The sequence below is a fragment of the Paenibacillus sp. genome, from assembly GCF_048976745.1.
Taxonomy (GTDB): Bacteria; Bacillota; Bacilli; order Paenibacillales; family Paenibacillaceae; genus Paenibacillus.
This window is the reverse complement of record NZ_JBHGUU010000006.1, coordinates 1,476,344-1,500,584: the sequence shown is the minus strand read 5'-3', so window position 1 is coordinate 1,500,584 and position 24,241 is coordinate 1,476,344. Positions and strand designations below refer to the sequence as shown.

General features: G+C 43.0%; 23 protein-coding genes. 20 read left to right on the top strand and 3 right to left on the bottom strand.

What is annotated here, in order from left to right:
- The first annotated feature begins 730 nt into the window (after positions 1-730).
- Both hemB and ACE3K2_RS13230 read left to right on the top strand, forming a co-directional pair.
- On the top strand, positions 731-1,726 hold the full coding sequence (hemB, locus tag ACE3K2_RS13235) for a porphobilinogen synthase (protein ID WP_421890607.1): 996 nt from the start codon (positions 731-733) through the stop codon (positions 1,724-1,726).
- Between the two features lie 587 nt (positions 1,727-2,313).
- The gene (locus ACE3K2_RS13230; RefSeq protein WP_421890604.1) at positions 2,314-2,556 is read left to right on the top strand and encodes an IS3 family transposase; all 243 of its coding nucleotides are present in this window, start codon (positions 2,314-2,316) and stop codon (positions 2,554-2,556) included.
- Between the two features lie 81 nt (positions 2,557-2,637).
- Here ACE3K2_RS13230 and ACE3K2_RS13225 read toward each other — a convergent pair whose 3' ends face one another.
- The gene (locus tag ACE3K2_RS13225; RefSeq protein ID WP_421890601.1) at positions 2,638-3,105 is read right to left on the bottom strand and encodes a hypothetical protein; all 468 of its coding nucleotides are present in this window, start codon (positions 3,103-3,105) and stop codon (positions 2,638-2,640) included.
- 1,041 nt (positions 3,106-4,146) lie between these two features.
- Here ACE3K2_RS13225 and ACE3K2_RS13220 point away from each other — a divergent pair.
- The gene (locus ACE3K2_RS13220; RefSeq protein WP_421890598.1) at positions 4,147-5,448 is read left to right on the top strand and encodes an aldehyde dehydrogenase; all 1,302 of its coding nucleotides are present in this window, start codon (positions 4,147-4,149) and stop codon (positions 5,446-5,448) included.
- 106 nt (positions 5,449-5,554) lie between these two features.
- On the opposite strand, the gene lexA is transcribed toward ACE3K2_RS13220, so the two are convergent.
- Positions 5,555-6,181, bottom strand: a complete 627-nt coding sequence (lexA, locus tag ACE3K2_RS13215) for a transcriptional repressor LexA (RefSeq protein WP_017688034.1) — start codon at positions 6,179-6,181, stop codon at positions 5,555-5,557.
- A 303-nt stretch (positions 6,182-6,484) separates the two neighbouring features.
- Here lexA and ACE3K2_RS13210 point away from each other — a divergent pair, with 303 nt between their 5' ends.
- From ACE3K2_RS13210 to ACE3K2_RS13175, 8 genes are all read left to right on the top strand, one after another.
- Positions 6,485-6,862 (top strand): LysM peptidoglycan-binding domain-containing protein, encoded by a 378-nt coding sequence (locus ACE3K2_RS13210; RefSeq protein WP_421890595.1) that lies wholly within the window; start codon positions 6,485-6,487, stop codon positions 6,860-6,862.
- Positions 6,863-6,957: 95 nt separating this feature from the next.
- Complete coding sequence (locus ACE3K2_RS13205; RefSeq protein ID WP_017688036.1) at positions 6,958-7,167, top strand: DUF896 domain-containing protein; 210 nt, start codon at positions 6,958-6,960, stop codon at positions 7,165-7,167.
- 125 nt (positions 7,168-7,292) lie between these two features.
- A complete protein-coding gene (locus tag ACE3K2_RS13200; RefSeq protein WP_421890592.1) occupies positions 7,293-7,802 on the top strand; it encodes a hypothetical protein in 510 nt (169 codons plus the stop codon).
- 28 nt (positions 7,803-7,830) lie between these two features.
- A complete protein-coding gene (locus ACE3K2_RS13195) occupies positions 7,831-8,622 on the top strand; it encodes an HAD family hydrolase (RefSeq protein ID WP_421890589.1) in 792 nt (263 codons plus the stop codon).
- A gap of 588 nt (positions 8,623-9,210) precedes the next feature.
- Entirely contained in the window at positions 9,211-10,140 is a 930-nt protein-coding gene (locus tag ACE3K2_RS13190; protein WP_421891226.1) for an ABC transporter permease, read from the top strand.
- A 12-nt stretch (positions 10,141-10,152) separates the two neighbouring features.
- Positions 10,153-11,025: a carbohydrate ABC transporter permease gene (locus ACE3K2_RS13185; RefSeq protein ID WP_091020710.1), complete on the top strand. Its 873-nt coding sequence runs from the start codon at positions 10,153-10,155 to the stop codon at positions 11,023-11,025.
- 60 nt (positions 11,026-11,085) lie between these two features.
- Positions 11,086-12,720 carry an extracellular solute-binding protein gene (locus ACE3K2_RS13180; RefSeq protein WP_421890584.1) on the top strand — a complete coding sequence of 545 codons (1,635 nt, stop codon included), beginning with the start codon at positions 11,086-11,088 and terminating at the stop codon, positions 12,718-12,720.
- 102 nt (positions 12,721-12,822) lie between these two features.
- Positions 12,823-13,497, top strand: coding sequence for a GntR family transcriptional regulator (locus tag ACE3K2_RS13175; protein WP_421890581.1), 675 nt, complete (start codon positions 12,823-12,825; stop codon positions 13,495-13,497).
- A 96-nt stretch (positions 13,498-13,593) separates the two neighbouring features.
- Here ACE3K2_RS13175 and ACE3K2_RS13170 read toward each other — a convergent pair whose 3' ends face one another.
- Positions 13,594-14,139: a cupin domain-containing protein gene (locus ACE3K2_RS13170; protein WP_047843398.1), complete on the bottom strand. Its 546-nt coding sequence runs from the start codon at positions 14,137-14,139 to the stop codon at positions 13,594-13,596.
- A 179-nt stretch (positions 14,140-14,318) separates the two neighbouring features.
- Between ACE3K2_RS13170 and metH the strand changes: the two genes are divergently transcribed.
- The 9 genes from metH to ACE3K2_RS13125 all read left to right on the top strand — a co-directional run bounded on the left by metH (position 14,319) and on the right by ACE3K2_RS13125 (position 24,113).
- Positions 14,319-17,759 carry a methionine synthase gene (gene metH, locus ACE3K2_RS13165; protein WP_421890578.1) on the top strand — a complete coding sequence of 1,147 codons (3,441 nt, stop codon included), beginning with the start codon at positions 14,319-14,321 and terminating at the stop codon, positions 17,757-17,759.
- Between the two features lie 76 nt (positions 17,760-17,835).
- Entirely contained in the window at positions 17,836-18,774 is a 939-nt protein-coding gene (rnz, locus tag ACE3K2_RS13160; protein ID WP_421890575.1) for a ribonuclease Z, read from the top strand.
- 356 nt (positions 18,775-19,130) lie between these two features.
- Positions 19,131-19,940 (top strand): TIGR01457 family HAD-type hydrolase, encoded by an 810-nt coding sequence (locus tag ACE3K2_RS13155; protein WP_421890572.1) that lies wholly within the window; start codon positions 19,131-19,133, stop codon positions 19,938-19,940.
- Positions 19,941-19,946: 6 nt separating this feature from the next.
- A complete protein-coding gene (locus ACE3K2_RS13150; RefSeq protein ID WP_339234519.1) occupies positions 19,947-20,768 on the top strand; it encodes an Fpg/Nei family DNA glycosylase in 822 nt (273 codons plus the stop codon).
- Positions 20,758-21,606, top strand: coding sequence for a deoxyribonuclease IV (locus tag ACE3K2_RS13145; protein WP_421891224.1), 849 nt, complete (start codon positions 20,758-20,760; stop codon positions 21,604-21,606). Before ACE3K2_RS13150 ends, ACE3K2_RS13145 begins: the two co-directional genes overlap by 11 nt.
- A 19-nt stretch (positions 21,607-21,625) precedes the next feature.
- A complete protein-coding gene (locus tag ACE3K2_RS13140; RefSeq protein ID WP_421890568.1) occupies positions 21,626-21,967 on the top strand; it encodes a cyclic-phosphate processing receiver domain-containing protein in 342 nt (113 codons plus the stop codon).
- Positions 21,964-22,281, top strand: a complete 318-nt coding sequence (locus tag ACE3K2_RS13135; RefSeq protein ID WP_421890564.1) for a thioredoxin family protein — start codon at positions 21,964-21,966, stop codon at positions 22,279-22,281. The genes ACE3K2_RS13140 and ACE3K2_RS13135 overlap by 4 nt, the downstream gene beginning before the upstream one ends.
- A gap of 2 nt (positions 22,282-22,283) precedes the next feature.
- Positions 22,284-23,057, top strand: coding sequence for an ABC transporter ATP-binding protein (locus ACE3K2_RS13130; protein WP_421891220.1), 774 nt, complete (start codon positions 22,284-22,286; stop codon positions 23,055-23,057).
- A 6-nt stretch (positions 23,058-23,063) separates the two neighbouring features.
- Entirely contained in the window at positions 23,064-24,113 is a 1,050-nt protein-coding gene (locus ACE3K2_RS13125) for an SAM-dependent methyltransferase (RefSeq protein WP_421890561.1), read from the top strand.
- Positions 24,114-24,241 lie beyond the last annotated feature (128 nt).

The following is a 24,241-nucleotide window of genomic DNA, read 5'->3' as shown; positions in this document are numbered from 1 at the left end:
ACTTCTATTGAGGTTGCGTCCCCCAAACGTCCCCCGGTTTTTGATTCTCTGATCCAAAAATACGGGAAGTGTACTCTTCATATTTGTCAATGTTTCTCTTTTCTAGCTTTTTAGAAATATGAGCATACACATCGGATGTAATTTGCACACAGCCATATCAAGGGTCCAGATGATATCTTTCCAACAAATGTGATCTCAAGTTAATTAATCTACTGTCTATGGTCTCTAACTCAAACGGCGAGAGATTCTTATATGTACGATCTGCTAACTTCAGTTTTAAATAAATGACCTTGAAAACTGACAATAAACAACCACGACAACAATAAATGTCGAGGGACAAGAACATGGGCCCATTGAAGTCGCTAATTTTAGTGGATTTTATATTTGTAAAGTAGTATACCTTATACCTTAATGAGGATAGTTACGTCTGTTAGGGTTCAAGGCAGTAATCAAAGGTATTATATCGACAGGAAAAAGTTAATTCCAGCCGAAAATCGAGTTTTTGTTTCAATGTCGGTATATGATTGAGTAATAGTGAAACCAATAGGAAAAAGATAACTTAGGAGAGGAATAATTATGGAAAATAATAAGAATTTTCTGACTCTTATGGTAAAACGTAAAGTGGTGAAGATATAAGTGATGAAGAACTAGTAAGTTTAACTATTAAACTCAAGCAAGCATGGCAGAATAATAAGTAGCTCAGAGAGCATTTAGAGTAGGGGAGATATCGATGGGGAGTTTTCCGTCAATTCGGATGAGAAGAAATCGAAACAACGATTGGAGTCGCAGATTGGTAGCCGAAAATCGGTTGTCGGCTAATGATTTCATTTGGCCTGTTTTTGTTCGGGAACAATCGGGAGAGCCAGAAGAAATTGTTTCAATGCCGGGGCAGTGGCGAGTCGGACTAGATCGTCTTACTGAGCATGTAGGACAGGCCGTAGAATTGGGAATTCCAGCAGTTGCGTTATTTCCTGTTATCGAGTCAGGAAAAAAAGATGCTGATGGGAGTGAGGCGACAAATCCGGATAATTTGATTTGTCGGGCAGCCCGCCAGCTTAAGCAGGCATTCCCGGAACTGGGATTAATCGGTGATGTTGCATTAGACCCTTACACCACTCATGGGCAAGATGGGATTTTACGTAACGGCTATATCGTAAACGATGAAAGTGTAAGTAAATTATCTGAGCAAGCCATCATTCTTGCGGAAGCTGGGTTTGATGTTGTAGCTCCATCCGACATGATGGATGGGCGTATAGGTGCTATACGGAATGCATTGGAGGAAAAGGAACTGTTCAATACAAGAATTTTATCGTATGCGGTGAAATATGCATCCGGCTTCTACGGTCCTTTCCGTCAAGCTCTGGGGAATGTACTGTCAGGGGATAAAAAAAGCTATCAAATGGATTTTGCCAATAGCGATGAAGCCCTTCGAGAGGTAGCGCTTGATTTGGCTGAGGGCGCGGACATGGTCATGGTAAAACCAGGGCTGCCTTATTTAGATGTCATACAGCGGGTGAAATCGGAATTTAAAGTTCCCACTTTTGCTTACCAGGTTAGTGGAGAATATTCAATGTTAATGGCAGCTATTCAGAATGGCTGGCTTGACGCCAATGTAGTAATTGAAGAATCATTATTGGCGTTTAAACGTGCCGGATGCGATGGCATTATGACTTATTTTGCTGTAGATATGGCACGGCGACTGAGAGATGGAGAATCGCTGCATTGATATACACAACTAGACAAAATTGCTCTTTTATTTGAGTTTAAGAAGTATCAGCGCCAATGAACTGTGACCCGTAAGATGGACACTTTGAAAAAAGTGCCCTCTTACGGGTCTTTTATGTTCTAATCAGATTATAAAAGTCTGTGGGGATGTAGATTGTGGGGAAAAGCAGACGGTATTTTACGGAGATTGAGTTCAAGGTACTGGAGTAGAATCCATCAATTCTTCGTGTATCAGAGAAGACTATCACGGATTCCCCTACCTTTTAGATTGCGGCTGTACAGACTAATCAGGCGGGGCATACACCGATGGAAATCTTCGTACAGGCAGGATTTAACGTTGAACTGTTGGCGGAAAACATATACTTCCTCAGGTGAAGCTGGGCTGCTGGAAGAGCGTAGGGTTTTGTTCTGTGTAAAAGATGATTCAACAAAAAAATTTTAGCCCACTACCTGTCCTCTCCTTTGGAATTGTCTCTTGTTCAACAAACACTGAAGCGACTGCTTAACTGTTTAGATGGGGAAGTACATCCGGAGACAATCTTTCACTCGGATAAAGGTTTCCATTACACACATCCTGAAGTTCGTTCCATGATTGCTACAACTGGGTTCAAAAAATCGATGTCACCAAAAGGAAACTGTCGGAATAATGCTTCAATGGAGACATTTTTTGGACATATGAAGGATGAATTAGAGTTCAAGGATTGCTCATCCCTAGAGGAGCTACGAGTTCGTGTCAACGAATACATCACTCATTACAATACCAAACGGATTCAATGGACATTGAAAAAGATGACTCCTGATGAATACAGAAGTCATCTCATTGCTGCTTAATGAATAGGAAACCTTACTAAAAGGATCTACTAATGGGGTCACAGTTCAGGGGGACCCATTTGAACATCTAGTATAATATAATTAGCTTGTTTTTGTGAATTGAATTGTATACGGTTCGTTGTAGTTGTTAATGCCGTTATCCATAATTCTGAAGTAAACCTTCTCCCCAGGTTTAGCATTCCAACTAATTGCCTCAGGATATCCCCGGCCATTCCAGTTGTCCATTTGAATGGACAGGATCGCACCGCTTGCATTCATTTTAATAACACCCATAATAATGTCGAAGTTAGCAGGTGGAGTGGCTATGACAGAATATGTGATTTCCGATGAACCGTTTGTATTGTCGACTACGTAAAAATCGTTGTCGCTCATGCTATCTAAATATTGTGTTGCACTAAATCCGGAAGATTGATTAATACTTGAATACATCACTTCAGCTGTTTCAAAGGTATCAGCCCAACCCGTTTTAGCTAACGCAGAACTTGAACCAAATGCCAATAAACAAGCCGTTGCCATAACAGAAATAGAGAATTTTTTTAATTTTTTCATATACAAACCTCCTAAATATACTAGAACCAATAAAGTAAGATTATGTTTTCTGTTGTTAATTGAATTTGAAAATATCGAAGAGCTTTTTGTATAATAGGTCGGCCAACCATGGATAAATATAACATATATAAGCTATATTTGTAAAATATTCTGTTGTAATATGTTGGATTGAAAAGTATTATTATGGGATTTTAAGTTTATAAGTAATTATGTTCAGGAAATGAAATCCTTTTTTCGAATTGGTAGATTTGGTGATGAGATGAATTACACATATAAGATATTATCCATAGATAAGGGATTTCTTCGCAACGGCCTTAACCCAAGTCCGTATTTTCGTCTGGCGTGTCCTATGTGATCGGGAACATATTATTGACTAAGGTGTATCAGTAGAAGCTTATTGAATAGTTTCCATTAAGATCATGGGAAAGAGATGTTTTCGTGAGATATTTGAATTTAGGATACAAAAATAGGAGCCAAATGTGACTTCTTTTATTTTGTGGATGAGAGCAGATGAAATCAACTAAAAGTAATATACCCCCAGAATCTCCCAAATATCTCCTGGATTATTCTTCATCAGCTCCCATAGCATTTTTGTGTTTATCTGTAACCAAGGTTTACATATACTTAACAAAATACATTCGATTACCGTAGAATCATAAAACTCTCTTTTCATTAATGAAACAGAATTTTTTTTGAATGGTAACTAAACTCTCCATGAACTGTAACACTTCATATTAGTAATAACGCAAAATCATTTTCATCATTTGTCTAGTAACCTATCAAAAATAAACTCAAATTAGAATTTTTCTAAAGTGCATCTAACTGTCGGAAACAAAAGATCTAAATCAAGCTTCCTTAGACATTTTTATAGCCGCGAAATAGAAGGAAACACTAACATTAACTCTTTCAAAATTCCAATAATCTTTCTTATTAAATGAAGATCAATGTTTCAAACGTATGTTGATAGTTTCATATAGAAGAGGTATACTAAAATTAAATTTTTAACAATTTAATTTTAAATAATTAATTGGAGATGTTGATATGGATCAGGCAAAACAACTGGTGACAGAACAACGTACATTTTTTTATACAGGGAAAACTAAAAATATCGAGTATCGAATTAATGCGCTTCAACAGCTAAGAAAAGGAATTGAAAAGTATCAGCAGCGGATTAAAGATGCACTTCGGGCAGATCTGAACAAATCTGAGGCGGAAGCTTACGGTTCAGAGATTCGCATTGTTTTAGGCGAACTGGATTTTGCATTAGAACATTTGCAGGAATGGTCTGCACCAAAACAAGTCCCAACCAATTCGGCTATGCCGGATGGAGTGAGCACCATTTATCCGGAACCATACGGAGTGGCGCTTATTATTGCACCTTGGAATTACCCTTTCCAACTGGCCTTTGGTCCACTGATTGGAGCAATTGCAGCCGGTAACTGTGCAGTTATCAAGCCTTCTGAATTAACACCAGCCGTATCTCGTCTGACATATGATCTGGTTCAGGAGATCTTCCCCCAGGAGTATATTGCCGTTATGGAAGGGGAAGTTGAAGTCAGCACCGCATTGTTGAAAGAGAAGTTTGATTATATTTTCTTCACAGGAAGCACAGGTGTTGGTCGCATTGTTATGAAGGCAGCTGCGGAGCATCTGACTCCTGTAACTCTTGAATTGGGCGGTAAAAGTCCTGCTATTGTCCATCGTGATGCAGATTTGAAGCTGGTGGCTCAGCGTATTGTTCGTGGTAAGTTTCTGAATGCAGGGCAAACTTGCGTTGCTCCGGATTACTTGCTTGTGCATGAACAAGTTCATGATGAATTGATTGATCTGATTGGCGCAGAGATCAAAGATAAATTTGGAGATGATGTGTTACAAAATGCTGATTTCCCGCATATTGTCAACACACGTAACTTTGATCGGTTGTCGAAATTCCTCACAGATGGCCAAACGCTGATAGGTGGACGTTCTGTGCGGGAGCAGTTGCTGATTGAGCCGACTGTACTTGGGGATGTAAACTGGGAATCACCTGTCATGCAAGAAGAGATCTTCGGTCCGATTCTTCCTGTATTTACGTACAGTGATCTGAATCCCATGCTGGATGAGATTGTTCGCCGGCCAAAACCATTGGCGCTTTATCTCTTCACACAGAATGAGCAACTGCAGGATCAGATTCTGAATCAAGTATCCTTCGGTGGGGGATGTATTAATGACACACTTTCTCATATGACATCACATTATCTCCCGTTTGGTGGTGTAGGAGAGAGTGGTATGGGCTCATATCACGGGCAACAGAGCTTTGATGTGTTCTCGCATCACAAGAGTGTTCTGAAACGCAGTGAATAATTAACCGATAAAACAACATAAACATGAAAAAAAAGAGGTTGTCCTGTTGATCAGGACAACCTCTTTCGTATTTCGTTACATCTAGTTTTGTTACTCATGTTAAATATTAATGAATATCTCGGAAAAGGCCAATGACTTTACCCAGAATACTAACGTGTTTCAAACGTAAAGGTTCGAAGGTCGCATTCTCCGGTTGAAGGCGAATATGATCTTTCTCTTTATAGAACGTTTTCACTGTAGCTTCATCGTCTTCAGTCATTGCAACGACGATATCACCGTTATCAGCAGTTTGCTGTTGACGGACAATAACGTAATCTCCGTTAACGATTCCAGCTTCCACCATACTATCTCCGACTACCGAAAGCATAAACACTTTCTGTTCACCTACATAATGTGTAGGAAGAGGGAAGTAATCTTCAATGTTCTCGGTTGCAGTGATCGGAACCCCGGCTGTAACCTTACCAACGACAGGAATACGTGCAACGCTATGAGCAAATTGATGAGAATGCTCAGATTCTTCCTGGCTCAAAAGCTCAATGGCTCTTGGCTTGGTAGGGTCGCGTCGGATCAAACCTTTTTTCTCCAAACGATCCAAATGTCCATGTACTGTTGAGCTGGAAGCAAGTCCAACAGCTTCACCAATTTCCCGTACGGAAGGAGGATACCCCTTCAACCGGACTTCATTTCGTATAAACTCCAGAATTGCCTGCTGCCTGCTGGATATCTTCGACATACCGTATCAACCCCATTTTAGTAACGTTTGGGAAAATTATAACATAGAACCTCCGTTCGTACAAACATAAGTTCTAAATAAAATGGCATAAAATCAGTGTTTTTAAACTTTTAGAACAGAATTTGTCCAAAATCCAAAGCGTAATACTGCAAATGTGCAAATGCTTTACAAAAGAACTTCATATAAAGATATTTCTCCTTCAAAAAAAGCGAACAATTGTTCTAAAAATCTATTGAACAAAACAAGTGTTCGTGTTATATTGATTTCAACAGATAGGAACAAACGTTTGGAGGCGGGTATTTAATGAGATATTCTACTTATCAAAGCATTTATGAACCGGTGAATTCGGAGCTGGTGAAGTCCAACATAGGGAACTACAAGAAGATTTTAGCGCGTTTCAAGATTTCTTCATGGATGTTAAAGCTAGCCATTACCTCTTTGATTATATTTATTGGATGCAGCACTGTTTTAACTGTATTTGCTGGCAATGAGAATAATGTTCTGCCTGGAGGGAAGATAGCCGTCTCACAAGGGGAAACCTTATGGAGTATTTCTTTGGAACATAAACCGACGAATATGGATACACGTATTTATATAGAAGCAATTAAGAAAGTGAATCAACTTCATACGACTTCAATCCAAGCGGGTCAAGTACTAGCTCTACCGCAATTTGCAGAATAAAATGCACATCAATGAGTGTTAGCGCGTGTCAGCTTGACAAGCTGCCTTTATCATGGCAAAGTTAATATGACTTTGTATTTTTGGAGGGGACAAGCTTGGATATAGATAGTCTGGTAGCACGCATTAACGAATTGGCTCGTAAGCAAAAGTCCACTGGATTGTCGGAGGAAGAACTTGCTGAACGTGCCGAGCTAAGAGAGATTTATTTGAGCAATATTCGCAGTAATTTCAGACAACAACTGGATACCATTGAGATTGTTGATGATGAGAATGACAAAGGCCACCAAGGCAAACTCAAACACTAACGAAACCTAATGATATCATTATGATATTTAGGTTTCTTCCTGTTATTTTGAGTGTGCAATTTATAGGGGGAAATGTTGGTTTACAGTTATGTAAGCCGATACAAAGACACATAAGGGGGATTCTCATGTCGCGTTCGTTCGAGAGAACGGTTAAGAAAAATTCCAAGCAGTTAAATCAGCAACGCAAAAAAAATGGTCAACCAATCACAGGTACACCTGGTGAAGAAGTCTTTAAGGGACGCAGCCTTTTGTTCCCTATATTTCTGATCGGTCTCGCTTTTTTGTACCTGTTTATGAGCACGTTCCTTGTGCAAGCTCCGATGACAACCTGGGACTGGGTGACGATGCTGCTTTACGTATTTTTGGCAGTCATCTTTATGCTTCGTCGTCCATATATCAAGATTAGCAGTAATCGGATTATAACGACGAAAGGTAATCGTGAACGTTCAATCGGTGTTGACGATATTATCAAATTCAGAATTGAACCCGGTACAGTTGTTATTGAACATAACAGTCGCGGGAAAAGATGGGTGTTCACCAAGTTATTGAACCGTTACGATACAGACGCAATTGCAGAACGATTGCTGAAGTTTGCAAAAGCACACCAAATCACCGTGGAAACCGTAGAAAAGTAATTATTGCATAAAGGGGTAGATGATCGGAATGGCGTTAAAAGCGATTTTGTTCGACCTAGATGATACTTTATTGTGGGATGAGCGTAGTGTTCGAGAAGCTTTTCATGAGACTTGTCTCATTGCGGCTAAAGAGACAGGTGTTAAACCAGAAGACCTTGAAGAAGCTGTTCGTAATGAGGCACGTGGACTGTATGAATCTTATGAAACCTTTCCTTTTACCAAGATGATTGGAATCAATCCGTTTGAAGGCCTATGGGCTAACTTTACTGGTGGGGATCAACCTGAGTTCCGACAGTTGGAACAACTTGCTCCAGTTTACCGTAAAGAATCCTGGCGTCGTGGCTTGTTGAAGTTGGGTATAGATCGGGAAGATCTTGCTGAACAACTGGCTGCGCAGTTTGGAGTAGAACGGAGATCCAGACCTCATGTATACGAAGAAACGATGGATACCTTGCGTCAGTTACAAGGAAAGTACAAACTGTTGCTGTTAACGAATGGTTGTCCTGCTTTGCAACAAGAGAAGTTGGATGGTGTACCGGAATTAACTCCTTTCTTTGACGAGATTATTATCTCGGGCAACTTCGGAAAAGGAAAACCAGATCCGTCAATATTTGAACATGCTTTGAGTAAACTGGGTGTTAAACCCGAAGAGAGCATGATGGTTGGGGACAAGTTAACGACTGATATTCGTGGTGCTCTATCATCTGGCATCCAATCCGTATGGATTAACCGTGAGCATAAGACCAACAATGAAACATATGCGCCTGACCATGAAATAACGCATTTATCGGAATTAGATCAGCTTATTGCTAAGTTCTGAGCAGATCAGCTATAACATCTTTCCTCAGTACCCTGAAGCATTGGAAGCTTCAATGAACGATGATGTCGTTCTTGAAGTTACCAATGTTTTTTTATTTTAACATATTGACTAATTCCCTTGTTAAATGAAATTTCCATTTTATTTGCTAAAAGTTATTGAAATTAGGGGGAAGCTGGATTAGAATATAACTAACATACTAGTATGACTAGTATTTAGATTGTCCTAAGCAATTTCTTTTGACTGAATTCATTGGAATGGAAGCAGGAGTTGTTGCTAATTATTTTCGTTTTATTGTAAGCGCTTTATATGGTATAGAAACCTTCTTTCGATTTGGAGATCACACCAATTATCAAGTGCTAATTAATGATGTGAAGTACTTTGGATTGTGTGATTCTTACATAAAACATCAAAATGATATCGCTTACATCTAGCTATTATCTATTTTGTAGTGGGGGTGAAGTTGAAGGGGGAGTTGTCTTCTACAAAAGAAGAAGTGATGGGAGTTGCCCATGAAATAGTCTTTACCTATCAAGTCTTGGATCGGAGTGAAAACACATGGAGTCGGAAACCGCTAAAACAACGTTAACCATGACATCTTTACGTAAAGAAAGCAGATTACGAACGGCAGCAACCTTGTTTCGCAAAGACTGGCAGTTGTATTCACTATTAATCCTTCCCATCATTTATCTCCTTATTTTTAAATATGGGCCGATGATCGGTAATGTGATTGCGTTCAGACGTTTTGTTCCCGGGGGAAGTATATTTGGAGAAACGTGGGTTGGATTAAGATATTTCAAAATGTTCATTGAGGACCCTACCTTCTGGAGAGTATTTGGTAATACGCTGATGTTGGGTGGACTTGCGTTGCTCTTTACATTCCCTGTTCCAATCATTTTTGCCTTGATGCTCAACGAAGTGAAGAGTAAACGTTTTAAAAAGTTTGTACAAACCGCCTCTTATCTGCCTCACTTTCTGTCCATCGTTATCGTTGCGGGTATGATTCTGCAGCTGACAGCAGTGAATGGTTCCATTAATGGACTGGTGGCTTTCTTCACCGGAGACAATATTCCTTTTATGCAGCGGGCTGAGTGGTTCAGAACAATCTATATCACTTCTGAGGTATGGCAGGGTATGGGTTGGGGAGCAATTCTGTATCTGGCTGCACTGACAACCATTGATGATTCTTTATATGAAGCTGCGCGTATTGATGGTGCCAATCGATGGCAGCAAACGATTCATGTAACGATACCAGGGATCTTGCCCACGATTGTGACGTTATTGATTCTAAACATGGGTAATTTCCTGGCTGTTGGATTTGAAAAAATCTTACTCTTGTACAATCCGCTGATTTACGAGACATCTGATGTGATCTCCACTTACCTGTATCGGGTTGGACTGGAATCCAGTAACTTCAGTTATGCTACCGCAATTGGCTTGTTCGAATCGCTGATCGGTCTGATTCTGGTGTTCTCCGTTAATGCCATCTCACGCAGACTGACACAAAGAAGCTTATGGTAAAGGAGGAGCATCATGCAGGAATCCAGATCTTACAAGGTTTTTAAAGTATTCAATGTCATCTTTCTGCTATTTGTGGTATTTATAACACTTTATCCATTCTTAAATGTCGTGGCACAATCCTTTAGTAGTGAGTCCTATATTAATTCGGGTAAGGTTAGTCTGTTCCCAAGAGGATTCAATGTGGAGACGTATAAGACCATCTCGCGTGACAGCATGTTTTGGACGAATTATAAAAATACGATTATCTACACTGTGGTAGGTACATTAATCTCCATGTTCATGACGACCATTTTCGCATATGCCCTGTCCAAAAAAAGGTTGATGGGTCGCAAGTTTTTGACCATGTTCGCCGTGTTCACAATGTTCTTCAGTGGTGGATTGATTCCAAACTATGTGTTGATTAATTCCCTTGGATTCAACAACACCATGTGGGCTCTTGTTGTTCCTGGTGCAATTAGCATATACAACATGCTGATCATGAAGTCATTTTTTGAGAATATGCCTGAAGAACTGGAGGAAGCTGCCTCCATTGACGGTTTGAACACCTACGGAATCTTGTTACGCATTATTTTGCCACTTAGTAAGGCAGTTATGGCAACCATGGTGCTATTCTATGCAGTAGGACATTGGAATTCCTGGTTCCCAGCCTTTCTGTATTTGGACAAAAAAGAACTGTTCCCGGTCACCATCTATTTGCGCAATATGATTGCAGGAGCAACAAGCGGGGCGACTGCCGGTGCAACCTCAGCTGATAACCTGACACAGATTGCTGCCAATATTAAGTCAGTAACGATGGTATTAACCATCTTGCCGATACTCACCATCTATCCTTTTGTCCAAAGATACTTTGTAACCGGTATCATGTTAGGGTCTGTTAAACAGTAACAAACAGCAGCTAAAGTGATTCACATGAAAACCTAAACCACATTCAGGGGGAAAACCTAAATGAATCAAAAGCCACGTAAGTTTGTTGGTAAAATGGTGTTGGCAACAATGATGAGCGTTGTTTTGGCAGCATGTAGCAGCGGTACTGGAGCTGGAGGTGACGTCACAGAAGTTCAAACCAAGGCAGCGATGGAAACGTACAATGTAGGGGATACTTTCAAGGCGACTGAGCCATTTAATCTATCCATACTATACAGTGATCAACCTACTTATCCATATAAAAAAGACTGGTTACTTTTTGATAAAATTACCGAACTGACGGGTGTTACGCTCGAGCCAACGATTGTTCCCATGAGTGACTACTCTCAGAAGAGATCCCTTTTAATCAGTTCAGGCGATGCACCACTGGTAATTCCTAAAACGTACCCTGGTGAAGAGTCTGCATTTGTGTCCTCTGGAGCGATCTTGCCGATTAGCGATTACATTGATCTGATGCCAAACTTTAAAGATAAAGTGGAAAAATGGGGTCTGGAAGATGAACTTGAAGGACTTCGACAGGAAGATGGAAAATACTATGTACTTCCGGGTCTGCATGAAGAAGTATGGCCAGATTACACATTACTCGTAAGAACGGATGTCTTTGAAGAAAATAACATTGCGATTCCGACCACATGGGACGAATTGTATGATGCAGCCAAAAAGCTGAAAGAGATCTACCCGGATTCCATTCCATTTTCGGATCGCTTCCAATTCAATAGTACATTGAACATCGCTGCTACCGGCTTTGGTACCAAGGCTGGATGGGGCTTTGGAAATGGATTGACGTATAAGGAAGAGCAGGATGAATTCGTATACACGGCTACAACACCAGAATACAAAGAGCTGCTGACGTACTTTAACAAGTTGGTATCTGAAGGATTGCTGGACAAAGAGAGTTTTACACAGGATGATGATCAGGCAGTACAAAAATTTGTATCCGGCAAATCTTTTATGATTAACGGTAATTCACAAACGGTGGTGCTGCACCGTAATGATATGAACAAAACGCTGGGAGAAGGTAAATACTCTGTTGCAAAGATTACAGTACCTGGTGGACCAAAAGGGCAATTAATGTCTGGTTCCAGACTTGAAAACGGTGTCATGATCTCCGGAAAAATTCAAAAAAGCGAAAACTTCAAAGCCATTATGCAATTTATTGATTGGTTATACTACAGTGATGAAGGTCAAGAGTTTGCCAAATGGGGCGTTGAAGGCGAAACATTTACCAAAGAGGGCGGAACACGTAAATTGGTAGAAGACGTGAATTATAATGGTTTGAATCCAAAAGGTACGAAAGATCTGCGTATTGACTTTGGCTTCTCTGGTGGTGTATTTGCCTACGGGGGTACAACAGATCTGCTGCAATCGATGTTTAGTGAAGAAGAGCTGAAGTTCCAGCAAGACATGAAGGATACCAAAGAAGTGATTCCGGCAGAACCACCGATTCCATACTCTTCCGAGGACCGCGAACGGGTGACACTTCTGAGTACACCACTGAAAGATTATTCTGACCAAAATACACTTAAATTTATTTTGGGTGAGCGGGACTTGTCGGAATTCGATACGTTTGCCAAAGAGCTGGACAGTCAAGGGCTATCCAATTATCTGAAGCTGGCAAATGACACGTACAAAGCCTATAAAGAAAACAAGCAATAACATAGTTAAGGTTGGCCAGATTACCGTTTCACACCGATATATAAGTGGAACGGTAATTTGTGCTAAAATGGATGAATACGGCTGATAGAAAGAGGTCTAGGCATGTCACTTAATCAAAAAATTAGAGGCTCGACCCGAGCATATTCATATAATCTGTTAAAAGAACGAATTCTCCATCTGGAACTTAAGCCGGGCACCAAGATTTCGGAGAAAGAGATTGCAGACGAACTGCAGGTGAGCAGAACTCCTGTGCGAGAAGCATTCATGAAGCTTGCTGAAGAAGAACTGCTGGACATTATTCCACAAAGTGGAACGATCGTCTCTCATATTAATCTGGAGCATGTGGAAGAAGGCAGGTTTATGCGGGAGAAGATGGAGAAGGAAATCGTGACGTTGGCGTGTGCTTCTTTTCCTGAAGAGTACAGATTTCGACTTGAAACCAACATTGCAATGCAGGAAGTTTGTATAGGAAAAAACAATTTCTATCGTCTTTTTGAACTGGATGAAGAGTTTCATCAGATTTTGTTCCAGGGCACGGGTAAGCTACGAACATGGAAAATGTTGCAACAATTGAATATCCCGTTTAATCGGTTACGGTTATTACGTCTGGCGGAGGACTCCAACCTGGAGGTTATTATCTCGCAACACAAAGAGATTTATCGACTAATTACAGAGCGGAAGACGGATCAAGCGGTTCAAGTGATGGAAGCTCATCTCAGACTGGTTGTGATTGAACAGGAATCGATAAAAGCGAAATACCCGCATTATTTTATATAGTGCGCCGTTGTTGTATAATACTCCCCATATGAATATGCGAAAACCCCTGTTCATTTGAACAGGGGTTTTGGTTAAGCAAGTCGTCACACGAGAGTGTTAGGCTTGTTTGATAAATGTAGGATCAGGGTATGGATCTGCAATCCAGCCATCTTTTTCGATGAACAGACGTACAGCGATAATTTGTTTGTTTTCCATTAAGGTGAAGAAGTGCGGTGTGTTCTCCGGTACGGAGATGACGTCTCCAGGAGACAGTTCTACATTAAAGTAGCCAACATCATCTGTAGCTTTGATAACAAAGATTCCTTTACCAGCGACAATTGCACGGATCTCATCTTCAGCGTGGGTGTGGATCTCTTCGAACTTGGCCAGCTTTTCTTCAATATCTGGTGTTTGTTCGGACAGCGTAATAACATCCCAGATCTGGTATCCTCGACGTGCAGCCAAATCTCTGATTTCATAATCGTAGGTTTCCAAAACCTCGGTTTTCTGTTCATCCGTTAATCCAAAGTTATTTTGCAGATCAGTGTTCAGTTTGGATGCATCCCACTTCTCATATAATACTTCGTATTTGTTCAAGAAATTTCGAACATTTTCGTCACCAGTGATGCGTTCGTTCGTATTTCGGATAACAATTTCAGCCATGTTCTTTCCCTCTTTTCCACTTGGTTTAATTGAATTATATCGGATTGCTCTGTTTTTGTCGATTCTCAAATTCCGTTCATATTCGTGCAAACCCGCCATCTTTCGGGAACAAACCCGATCTTTCACATTAAGTTAGTTTCTGTTAAACTAAGATTTAACGTTTTGCGGGGGTGAAGATATTGGATAAGCTTAGTCTACACGATGCATTAAAACAACGAATATTAATCCTCGACGGTGCAATGGGGACCATGATTCAACAAGTTGATCTGACTGGCGAAGATTTTGGCGGCGAAGATTTGGATGGATGTAATGAAATGTTAGTGCTTACTCGTCCAGAGCTGATCCAGCGCATTCATGAAGAATATCTGGAGGCTGGCGCCGATTTGATTGAAACCAATACATTTGGTGCGACATCGGTCGTGCTTGCTGAATACGATATTCAGGATCGGGCACGCGAGATCAACCTGGAAGCAGCCAGAATTGCGAAAGCTGCGGTTGATCGTTTCTCTACACCGGAATCTCCACGTTATGTGGTAGGTGCGATGGGACCAACAACCAAAACACTGTCTGTAACTGGGGGAGTAACGTTCCAGGAACTTATCGACAGTTATTTGGAGCAAGCGCTTGCTTTAATAGAGGGAGGCGTTGATGCGCTACTGCTCGAAACTTCACAGGATACCCTCAATGTAAAAGCAGGCAGTATTGGAATTCAAAAGGCCTTCGAACAGAGTGGCGTTACATTGCCCCTTATGATATCAGGAACGATAGAACCGATGGGAACAACCCTAGCGGGTCAGAACATCGAATCCTTTTATATATCCTTAGAACACCTTAACCCAATTTCGGTTGGACTAAACTGCGCCACGGGTCCGGAGTTCATGCGTGATCACATTCGTTCGTTATCCGGAATGGCATCGGTTGCCGTTAGTTGTTACCCGAACGCGGGTCTTCCTGATGAGAACGGTAACTACCATGAGTCACCAGACTCGCTTGCTCAGAAAATTGGTGCTTTTGCCGAACAGGGCTGGTTGAATATTGCTGGTGGATGTTGCGGGACAACCCCTGCACATATTCGGGCTATGCGCGATACACTTGCCCAGTACCCCCCAAGAGAAATGAACGGAACACATCCACCGGCATTGTCTGGTATAGAACCAATCTATATCGAACAGGAAAATCGTCCATACATGGTTGGTGAACGTACGAATGTGCTGGGATCACGGAAATTCAAACGACTCATCGTGGAAGGCAAATATGAAGAAGCTTCGGAAATTGCCCGTGCTCAAGTGAAAAATGGAGCCCATATTGTCGATGTGTGTGTACAAGACCCGGACCGTGAAGAGTCTGAAGATATGGTGAAGTTCCTTGAACTGGTTGTGAAAAAAGTAAAGGTTCCTCTCATGATTGATACGACAGATGCTTCCGTAATTGATCTGGCTCTCCAGTACTCACAAGGTAAAGCGATAATTAACTCCATTAACCTTGAGGATGGCGAGGAGAAATTTGAGCTGATCACGCCATTGCTTCATAAATACGGTGGTGCGGTTGTTGTCGGAACAATTGATGAACGGGGTCAGGCGATTAGTCGGGAAGACAAGCTTGATGTAGCCAAGCGCTCTTATGATCTGCTGGTGAACAAATATGGACTCAAACCCGAAGACCTCATTTTTGATACATTGGTGTTCCCGGTAGGTACGGGAGATGAACAGTACATCGGTTCAGCCAAAGAAACCATTGAAGGTATAAGAGTGATCAAGGAAGCGATGCCTGAATGTCATACGATTCTCGGGATCAGTAACATTTCATTTGGATTGCCTGAAGCGGGACGTGAAGTGCTGAACTCAGTGTTTTTGTATGAGTGTACCAAAGCAGGTCTCGACTATGCCATCGTGAACACAGAGAAACTGGAGCGTTATGCGTCCATTCCTGAAGAAGAACGCAGGCTCTCGGAAGAGCTTTTATATAACACCAATGATGATACACTGGCGGCGTTTGTAGCGGCGTTCCGTAACAAGAAGGTGGAGAAGAAGGAAAAAATCTCAAACCTTTCATTAGAAGAGCGCCTCGCTTCATATGTTGTGGAAGGAAGCAAAGAAGGATTGTTGCCAGATCTCGAACAGGCACTTGCCAAATACACAGCACTTCAAGTGATTAACGGTCCACTGATGCGTGGGATGGAGGAAGTAGGTCGTCTCTTTAACAACAATGAGTTGATTGTGGCTGAGGTGTTGCAGAGTGCGGAGGTTATGAAGGCTTCTGTAGCATATCTGGAGCAATTCATGGAGAAGAACGAAACTTCAGTTAAAGGCAAGATTATTCTGGCCACGGTTAAGGGCGATGTTCATGACATCGGGAAGAACCTGGTAGAGATCATCCTGTCCAATAACGGTTACCGGATCATTAATTTGGGTATAAAAGTACCACCAGAACGTATCATTGAGGCGTACCGCGAAGAAAAAGTCGATGCGATCGGTCTCTCGGGGCTATTGGTAAAATCAGCGCAGCAGATGATTCTTACTGCTCAGGATTTGCGAACAGCAGGTATTGATGTGCCTATTATGGTTGGCGGAGCGGCGCTAACACGTAAATTCACCAAGAATCGTATCCGTCCTGAATATAACGGAATGGTTGTATATGCGAAAGACGCGATGGATGGTCTGGATCTGGCGAACAAATTGATGAATCCCGTTACTCGTGAAGCGATGCAACTGGAGATGGAAGCGGAGAAGGAAGCGGATGGTTCAGGTGCTGTAGCTGTTCAGGAACTTCCAGAACTCACACGAGTGGAGCGTTCGGATATCGCTGTAGATCATCCGGTTCTTGTACCGCCTGATCTGGAGCGGCATACGATGCGCAACTATCCGTTATCACATATTCTACCTTACGTGAACATGCAGATGTTACTTGGTCATCATCTGGGGTTACGCGGTTCAGTAGAACAACTGCTTGCTTCAGGCGATAAGAAAGCTACCGACCTGAAAGCCGTTGTGGATGATATTATGCAAGAGGCTGTTCGTGACGGGATTATTCAGGCGCATGCCATGTATCGTTTCTTCCCGGCTCTGTCCAGCGGTAACAGCATCATCATCTATGATCCAAAGGATACCAGCAATATCTTGCATACTTTTACGTTCCCACGTCAAAAAGTCGAGCCGTTCCTGTGCCTGTCCGACTTCCTCAAGCCTGTTGAATCCGGTCAGATGGATTACGTTGGTTTCATGGTTGTTACTGCTGGACACGGTGTACGTGAACTCTCCACGGCGTGGAAAGATCAAGGAGATTATCTTCGCTCGCATGCTCTGCAATCCGTAGCACTCGAGGTAGCAGAGGGATTAGCTGAGCGTGTGCATCATATGATGAGAGATATCTGGGGATTCCCGGATTCTGCCCAGATGACGATGAAGCAACGTCATGGTGCACGTTACCAAGGGATCAGGGTATCCTTTGGATATCCGGCTTGTCCGGATTTGGAAGACCAAGGACCGCTGTTCAAGTTGCTACAGCCTGAGGATATCGGTGTGGAATTGACGGAAGGTTTCATGATGGAACCTGAAGCATCCGTATCAGCTATGGTATTCAGCCATCCGCAAGCTAAGTATTTTAATGTAGAAAAAGCATAAATTAGTTGAGTGTCAGGCAAAGCCCTCCGCCATGTCGGAGGTTTTTTGCTGGCAACAGAAAGAGGTGCGATCCAGAATGGAACTATATTTCCTGGGAACTAATGCTGGTGTACCTACGCTTCAACGGAATGTAACTTCCATTGGGCTACGCATGTTGGATGAGCGCAGAGCTTTGTGGTTGTTTGACTGCGGGGAAGGAACGCAGCACCAGATTTTAAGTTCGCCGCTTAAACTAAGCAAATTGGAGAAAATATTCATTACTCACCTGCATGGTGATCATGTATTTGGACTTCCGGGACTACTTTCGAGCAGAGCCTATCAAGGTGGCACCACACCATTAACGGTATATGGTCCGCCAGGTACGGAACGAATGATCTGTACAACAATGGAGCTTAGCCAATCCCGGGTGAACTATGATTTGAATATCGTGGAACATACGGGAGGCGTCCTGTTCGAGGATGACAGTTTTATCGTGGAAGCTGCTTTGCTTGAGCATCGAATTGACAGCTATGGGTACCGGATTACGGAAAAAGATCGTCCAGGAAGCCTGGACCCGGCCAAACTGGCGGAATACGGTTTGAAACCAGGCCCATTGTTCGGCCGGCTGAAACGTGGGGAAACCATTACGCTGGATAACGGTGATTCGCTTCGTCCAGAAGATGTATTGGGAGCGCCAAAACGAGGTATGGTGATCACCATATTGGGTGATACACGTCCATGCGACAATGTGCAACCTCTTTCCATAGGTGCAGATGTACTTGTCCATGAAGCTACATTCATGCATGATCTGGCCGATACAGCACATGAGTACTATCATAGTACTTCAAAACAAGCGGCAGAAGCGGCTAGAGCAGCGAATGTAGGTCAATTGATTATGACTCACTTCAGCTCGCGTTATAAGGATGAGGATCAGCTGCAGCCACTTTTGGAAGAGGCCCAGTCCGTATTCCCGAATACCAGACTTGCAAACGAACACCAGCTTATTCCTGTCGTGCATCGCAAGCAAGAATCTTGACCATGAATGCGATCCAGTGTAGGCTAAACACGTCATATAAAGAACCGGGTAATTGTACGGGACTGAGGGAGTGGAACTCCCGCGGTCCCTTTTGCAATCTGGTCAGAAAGCGTGTAGGATGGGCAATATAAAGAGGGAAATGATTCAAATTATTTTCCGGGAAAGCGCAGGAAATGACAAGCTTGTACAGAAGACGCGCGAGTTAAATCGTCGGTGTTCGATCCGGTTCGACTTGTTACATGCACATGTCAGCAAACCATTATTGTTTTGCCTGAATACATAGGTTCGCGGTCAAGTTCAAGGTAAATGATTAAGGACATGAAACGTTAATGGAATAAAGAAAGGAAGTGCTGTGTGTGATTAAGGCCTATCTGATTGACTTGGATGGTACGCTCTATCATGGCAGACATCGTATCGAAGGAGCCGATCAGCTTATTCGAACACTGCAAGAGCTAGGAAAGCCGTATTTATTCGTAACCAATAATTCTTCTCGCACACCACAAGGTGTGGCAGATCACCTGAACGGTATGGGCATACCTGCCGACGCGTCTCAAGTATGTACTTCTGCTGTGGCAGCTGCTGAATACGTTGCTGAAGAGTCCCCGGGTGCAAAAGTGGCATGTATTGGGGAAGCAGGACTGCTGCAAGCCATAGAAGAAGCAGGACTACAGTTGACAGAAGATGCACCTGAATACGTGATACAGGGGATTGATCGTGAGTTTTCCTATCATAAACTGACCAAGGCGCTACGGTGGATTAATGCGGGATCAAAATTCATCATGACCAACCCGGATCTGCAGCTTCCTTCCGATGATGGACTGACGCCTGGGGCGGGAACAATTGGAGCAGCAATTGAAGCCGCATCCGGAGTTCGTCCTACAGTTATAGGCAAACCATCGAGTGTTATAATGAAGTCAGCCATTAGCCGGCTTAACCTGGCGTCTCATGAAGTAGCAGTGATCGGAGACAATATGCGAACCGATATTGCAGCTGGAGTTGCAGCAGGATGTGAGACGTTGCTGGTACTTACCGGTGTGACAACACGGGATAATATGGATGGACATATCCAAGCAGCCAAGGCTCGACCTGATCATGTGTTTGAAGATTTGCATAAATTGATGGAGTGGCTGTCGCAAGAGACAGACCAAGCTTCCAAAAAGGGGTAATGTACGATGCCGGAACTGCCGGAAATGGAAAATTACCGGACCTTGCTGTCCGAGAAAATACTTGATCTACCGATTACAGGTGTTGTCATTAATCGTGATAAAACGATAAATACGGAGCCTGATCTGTTCATCAATGAACTTACAGGCAATCGGATCATATTTGTTGAACGCCGAGCGAAGCATCTGATTTTCCACTTGGCTAATGGCAAACGTCTGGTGTTGCACCTTATGTTGGGTGGTATGATTTTCTGGGGCACGGAAGAGGAACGCCCTGATCGTTCCACACAGGTGGAAATCCAGTTTGGAGATCACATTTTATTCTTTATTGGACTGCGCTTGGGGTATTTACATCTGCTTACTTCGAAAGAAACCGAAGCGGCAATGTCCGATCTTGGACCGGAACCTTTGGATCGACGGATGAATGTGGAACGTTTTGCTTCTCTGTTGAAAGGTCGTCGAGGGACGCTCAAAACAACCTTGGTGAACCAGCATATCATTGCAGGAATTGGCAACTGTTATTCGGATGAAATTGCGTTTGCTGCAGGTCTGAGACCCAGCTCCAAAACGCAGAACATCGCGACTTCACCTGAGCTGACGGAGCGCCTGTTCCATTCGATGCAGTCCGTGTTGCGCGAAGCAGCTTCTGAAGGTGGTTATATGGAAATGCCACTGATGCAAGGGGATACGAAGACCGGAAGCTTTGACGAGCAATGTCGGGTGTACGATCGGGAAGGCGAGACTTGTCCGCGCTGCGGGGGAACGATTGAACGAGTGGAAATTACGGGCAAGAAGGCATTCTTCTGTCCGAAATGCCAGCATGAAGCCTAACAACGGAATCGGGGCACATGTCAGCACGAGAGGTGGATTTTTACAGGCAGCCAAGAGAGCACATGCAATGGGGGCAACGGCGTTTCAGTATTTTCCAAAGAACCCGCGTAGTCTTGGTCTGAAAAGTCTGGATCTCAAGGATGCTGAGCAGTGCAGGGATTGGTGTGAACAGCATGGACTGGCATCGATTGCCCATTCACCCTATCCTACGAATCCGGCGTTGGGCATGACCCGTGGAGAGGCGGGGTTTCATGCTACAATAGCTTCCATTCGCAATGATCTTGAAATTTCGAATGCTTGCGGTTCTGTTGGGACGGTGGTCCATTTTGGACATATCAAAACACACAATCCGCTGGAGGGGTATCAGAACCTCATTCATTGTCTGGATACCGCCTTGGAGGATTGGGATGGTCATTCGAAAGTTTTGCTTGAAAATCAGGCAGGTGATCATGGCCCCATGGGCACGACAATGGAAGAAATGATACAGATTCGCAAATTAAGCCGATATCCGGAGCATATTGCGTTTTGTTTTGACACATGCCATGCTTTTGCTTCAGGGTTGTGGTCGTCAGGCAACGAAGCGGCAATGCTGGATAAGGGCAGGGTGCTCGGATACTGGGATGATGTTGCTGCTGTACATTTTAATGATTCCAAATATGCGTCTGGTTCGTGTAAGGATAGACATGCGAGAATCGGACAGGGATATATCGGAAATGAATCAATGAAAGCATTGTTAACAGCCCCAGAGTTTCAAAAAGCGGTTGTTGTGCTCGAGACAGAAACGGGCGAAGATGGAACGCACCGTGATGATATAGTGCTCATGCGTTCCTGGATATAATGGGGAGAGGAGCGATTGTATGCATGTTTTTTTGGATGACTATCGGGCATGTCCGAAAGGATTTGTTCTGGCAACGAATGCAGAAGAGTGCCTGATGCTGCTAAGAGAAGGTGACGTGGACATTCTGTCTCTGGATTATGAACTTGGTCCGGATTCGCCAAATGGCGGTGAGGTTGCGGCATCCATTGTACGAGAAGGTTTATTTCCGCGTGAAATCTATTTGCATACATCCAGTATGTTTGGGAAACGCCAGATGTACGAGATGTTATATAGCAATAAACCCGATTCGGTAACCATTCATAATGGTCCAATGACGGGTGAGGTCATGCTGCGTGTTGCTGCAGGAGAAGAAAGTTCATGAAGCCAATTACATCAAAAATGTTAATGCGCGGCGTATGGGAAGGCATGCCCCAGGCTGTATTTATATATACCCCTTTATGTGGGACATGTGCGGCAGCCCGGCGTATGTTGGAGGTTGTTGAGCACATGCTGCCAGAAGGCATTTTATCCGAAATGAACATCCATGACATTCCTGAACTTGTACAACAATTTCAAATTTCAAGTGTGCCAGCAGTGATGCTGTTTGACGGGCAGCAAGATGTTCCAAAAATGGTTTATCGGATGACCTCTGTGGAGCATTTGCTCACGGAGATCCGGAAGGCGGTGCTGAAATGAGTATAATCTCGATGGAACATGTCTCACTTCGACGAGAAGAAAATCAAATTTTGGATAATGTGCATTTGCACATTGAACAAGGCGAGCATTGGGTTATTCTAGGTCGAAATGGTTCTGGTAAAACAACTTTGCTGGAAATGATGAACGGATATATGTTTCCAAGCCAGGGACGCATTGAAGTACTCGGTAATCTGTATGGACAATGTGACGTAAGGGAAGTACGTAAGGAAATCGGTTATATCAGCCAAACCTTGATTGAGAAACTCACACCGAGAGATCCGGTATGGGAGGTCGTCGCTACAGGAGCTTATGCTTTTTTGCGTTTTTATCAGACCATTCCTGATGAAGTCAAAGTAAAGGCAATGAGTTTGTTAGATGACATGGGCTTTGCCAACCTGGCTAACAACCCACTTGGAACGTTATCCCAAGGGGAGCGCAAAAAAGTCATGCTTGCTCGTTCATTAATGGCTGAGCCAAAATTGCTGATTATGGACGAGCCTTGTGCCGGGTTAGACTTATATGAACGTGAGAAAATGCTGGCTGAGATTGATCGTCTGCGCCAGCGTAACATTACAGTTGTATATGTAACACATCATGTTGAAGAGATCGTCCCTTTATTTACGCATGTAGCTTTGATCCGCGATGGACGTATTGCGGCGGCTGGCCCCAAGCATGAAGTTTTGACACAAGATACAATTAAGCATACGTACGATGTCCCGGTCGATATCCAGTGGGATGACGGTCGTCCATGGATACGCGTACGTTCTGGAGGGTAACACAATTTGAGTACACAATCATCTTGGGAAGAAGGTAACTTCTCCCGTTTTATCTGCACAGCCAATCATGGCTTTGCCCCTTATGCACAGGAAGAATTACGCCGTACGTTTGGTGCAGTCAAGAGCACAGTACTTGTACCTGGAGAAATCTTGCTTGCGGGTCTGCCTGTAGCGGAGGAAGAAGTTGCAAGTAAGCTGTGGGCAGAGTATCCAACGTTTTTACGTCATATCCAGCCTGTTCAGTTTCAGGAGAATACAGAAGATTCGGAACAATCTATCGAGAAATTGATTGCATTTGTATTGAATCATAAGGAACTGACTGGTGCTTCTGTCGTACTACAGGTACGGAAGACAGAAGGAGGCTTTTGGCAAGAAAATGCAGCCTCATTGAAGCAATTGCTGACTGAAAAGCTGGATGAACTAGGATGTGAATGGGTTGTACGTGATGCTGAATATGTCATTTCCGTATTTGCTGCGAATGATATGTTGTATGCTGGTGTATCCAGACCTGAACAGAACCTGTCAGACTGGAGCGGGGGAGCGGTACGTTTTCAAAAAGAAGATGGACAGATCTCACGTGCCAAGTTCAAATTGCTTGAAGCTGAGCAAACGTTTGGCATTGACTTTACTTCATTTCATAAAGCACTTGATATCGGCGCAGCACCAGGTGGATGGACCTCGTTCCTGCTTGAACGCGGGCTTGAAGTAACGGCGGTAGATCCGGCGAAGATGGATGCAACACTGCTGGCATCACCAAAACTGACTTTCTTGAAGAAAAACGCAGGGGATGTGCGCTTCCGTGAAGGGGAATTCGATCTGCTCGTATGTGATATGAGTTGGAGTCCCAAGCTGATGAGCCGACTTGTATCAGACCTTTTATATAGTCTGCAACCCGGGGGAACAGCAATTGTTACCGTGAAGTTATTGCATAAAAAACCGCTCGCACTTATTAAAGATGTTATCGATACGTTTGAGCGTTCACGGATGCAGATTCAACGTTCCAAGCAGTTATTCCATAATCGGGAAGAGATTACACTCTATATGGTCAAATATTAAGAGATCTAGCCTGGATTAAAGCAGCTAAAGATATTACGAAATTGATTTGATTAAGCTCATTAAATTTTGTACTTTACAATCTATTCCTGCCTGTACTATAATGATACCAATATTAACCATAACAAACC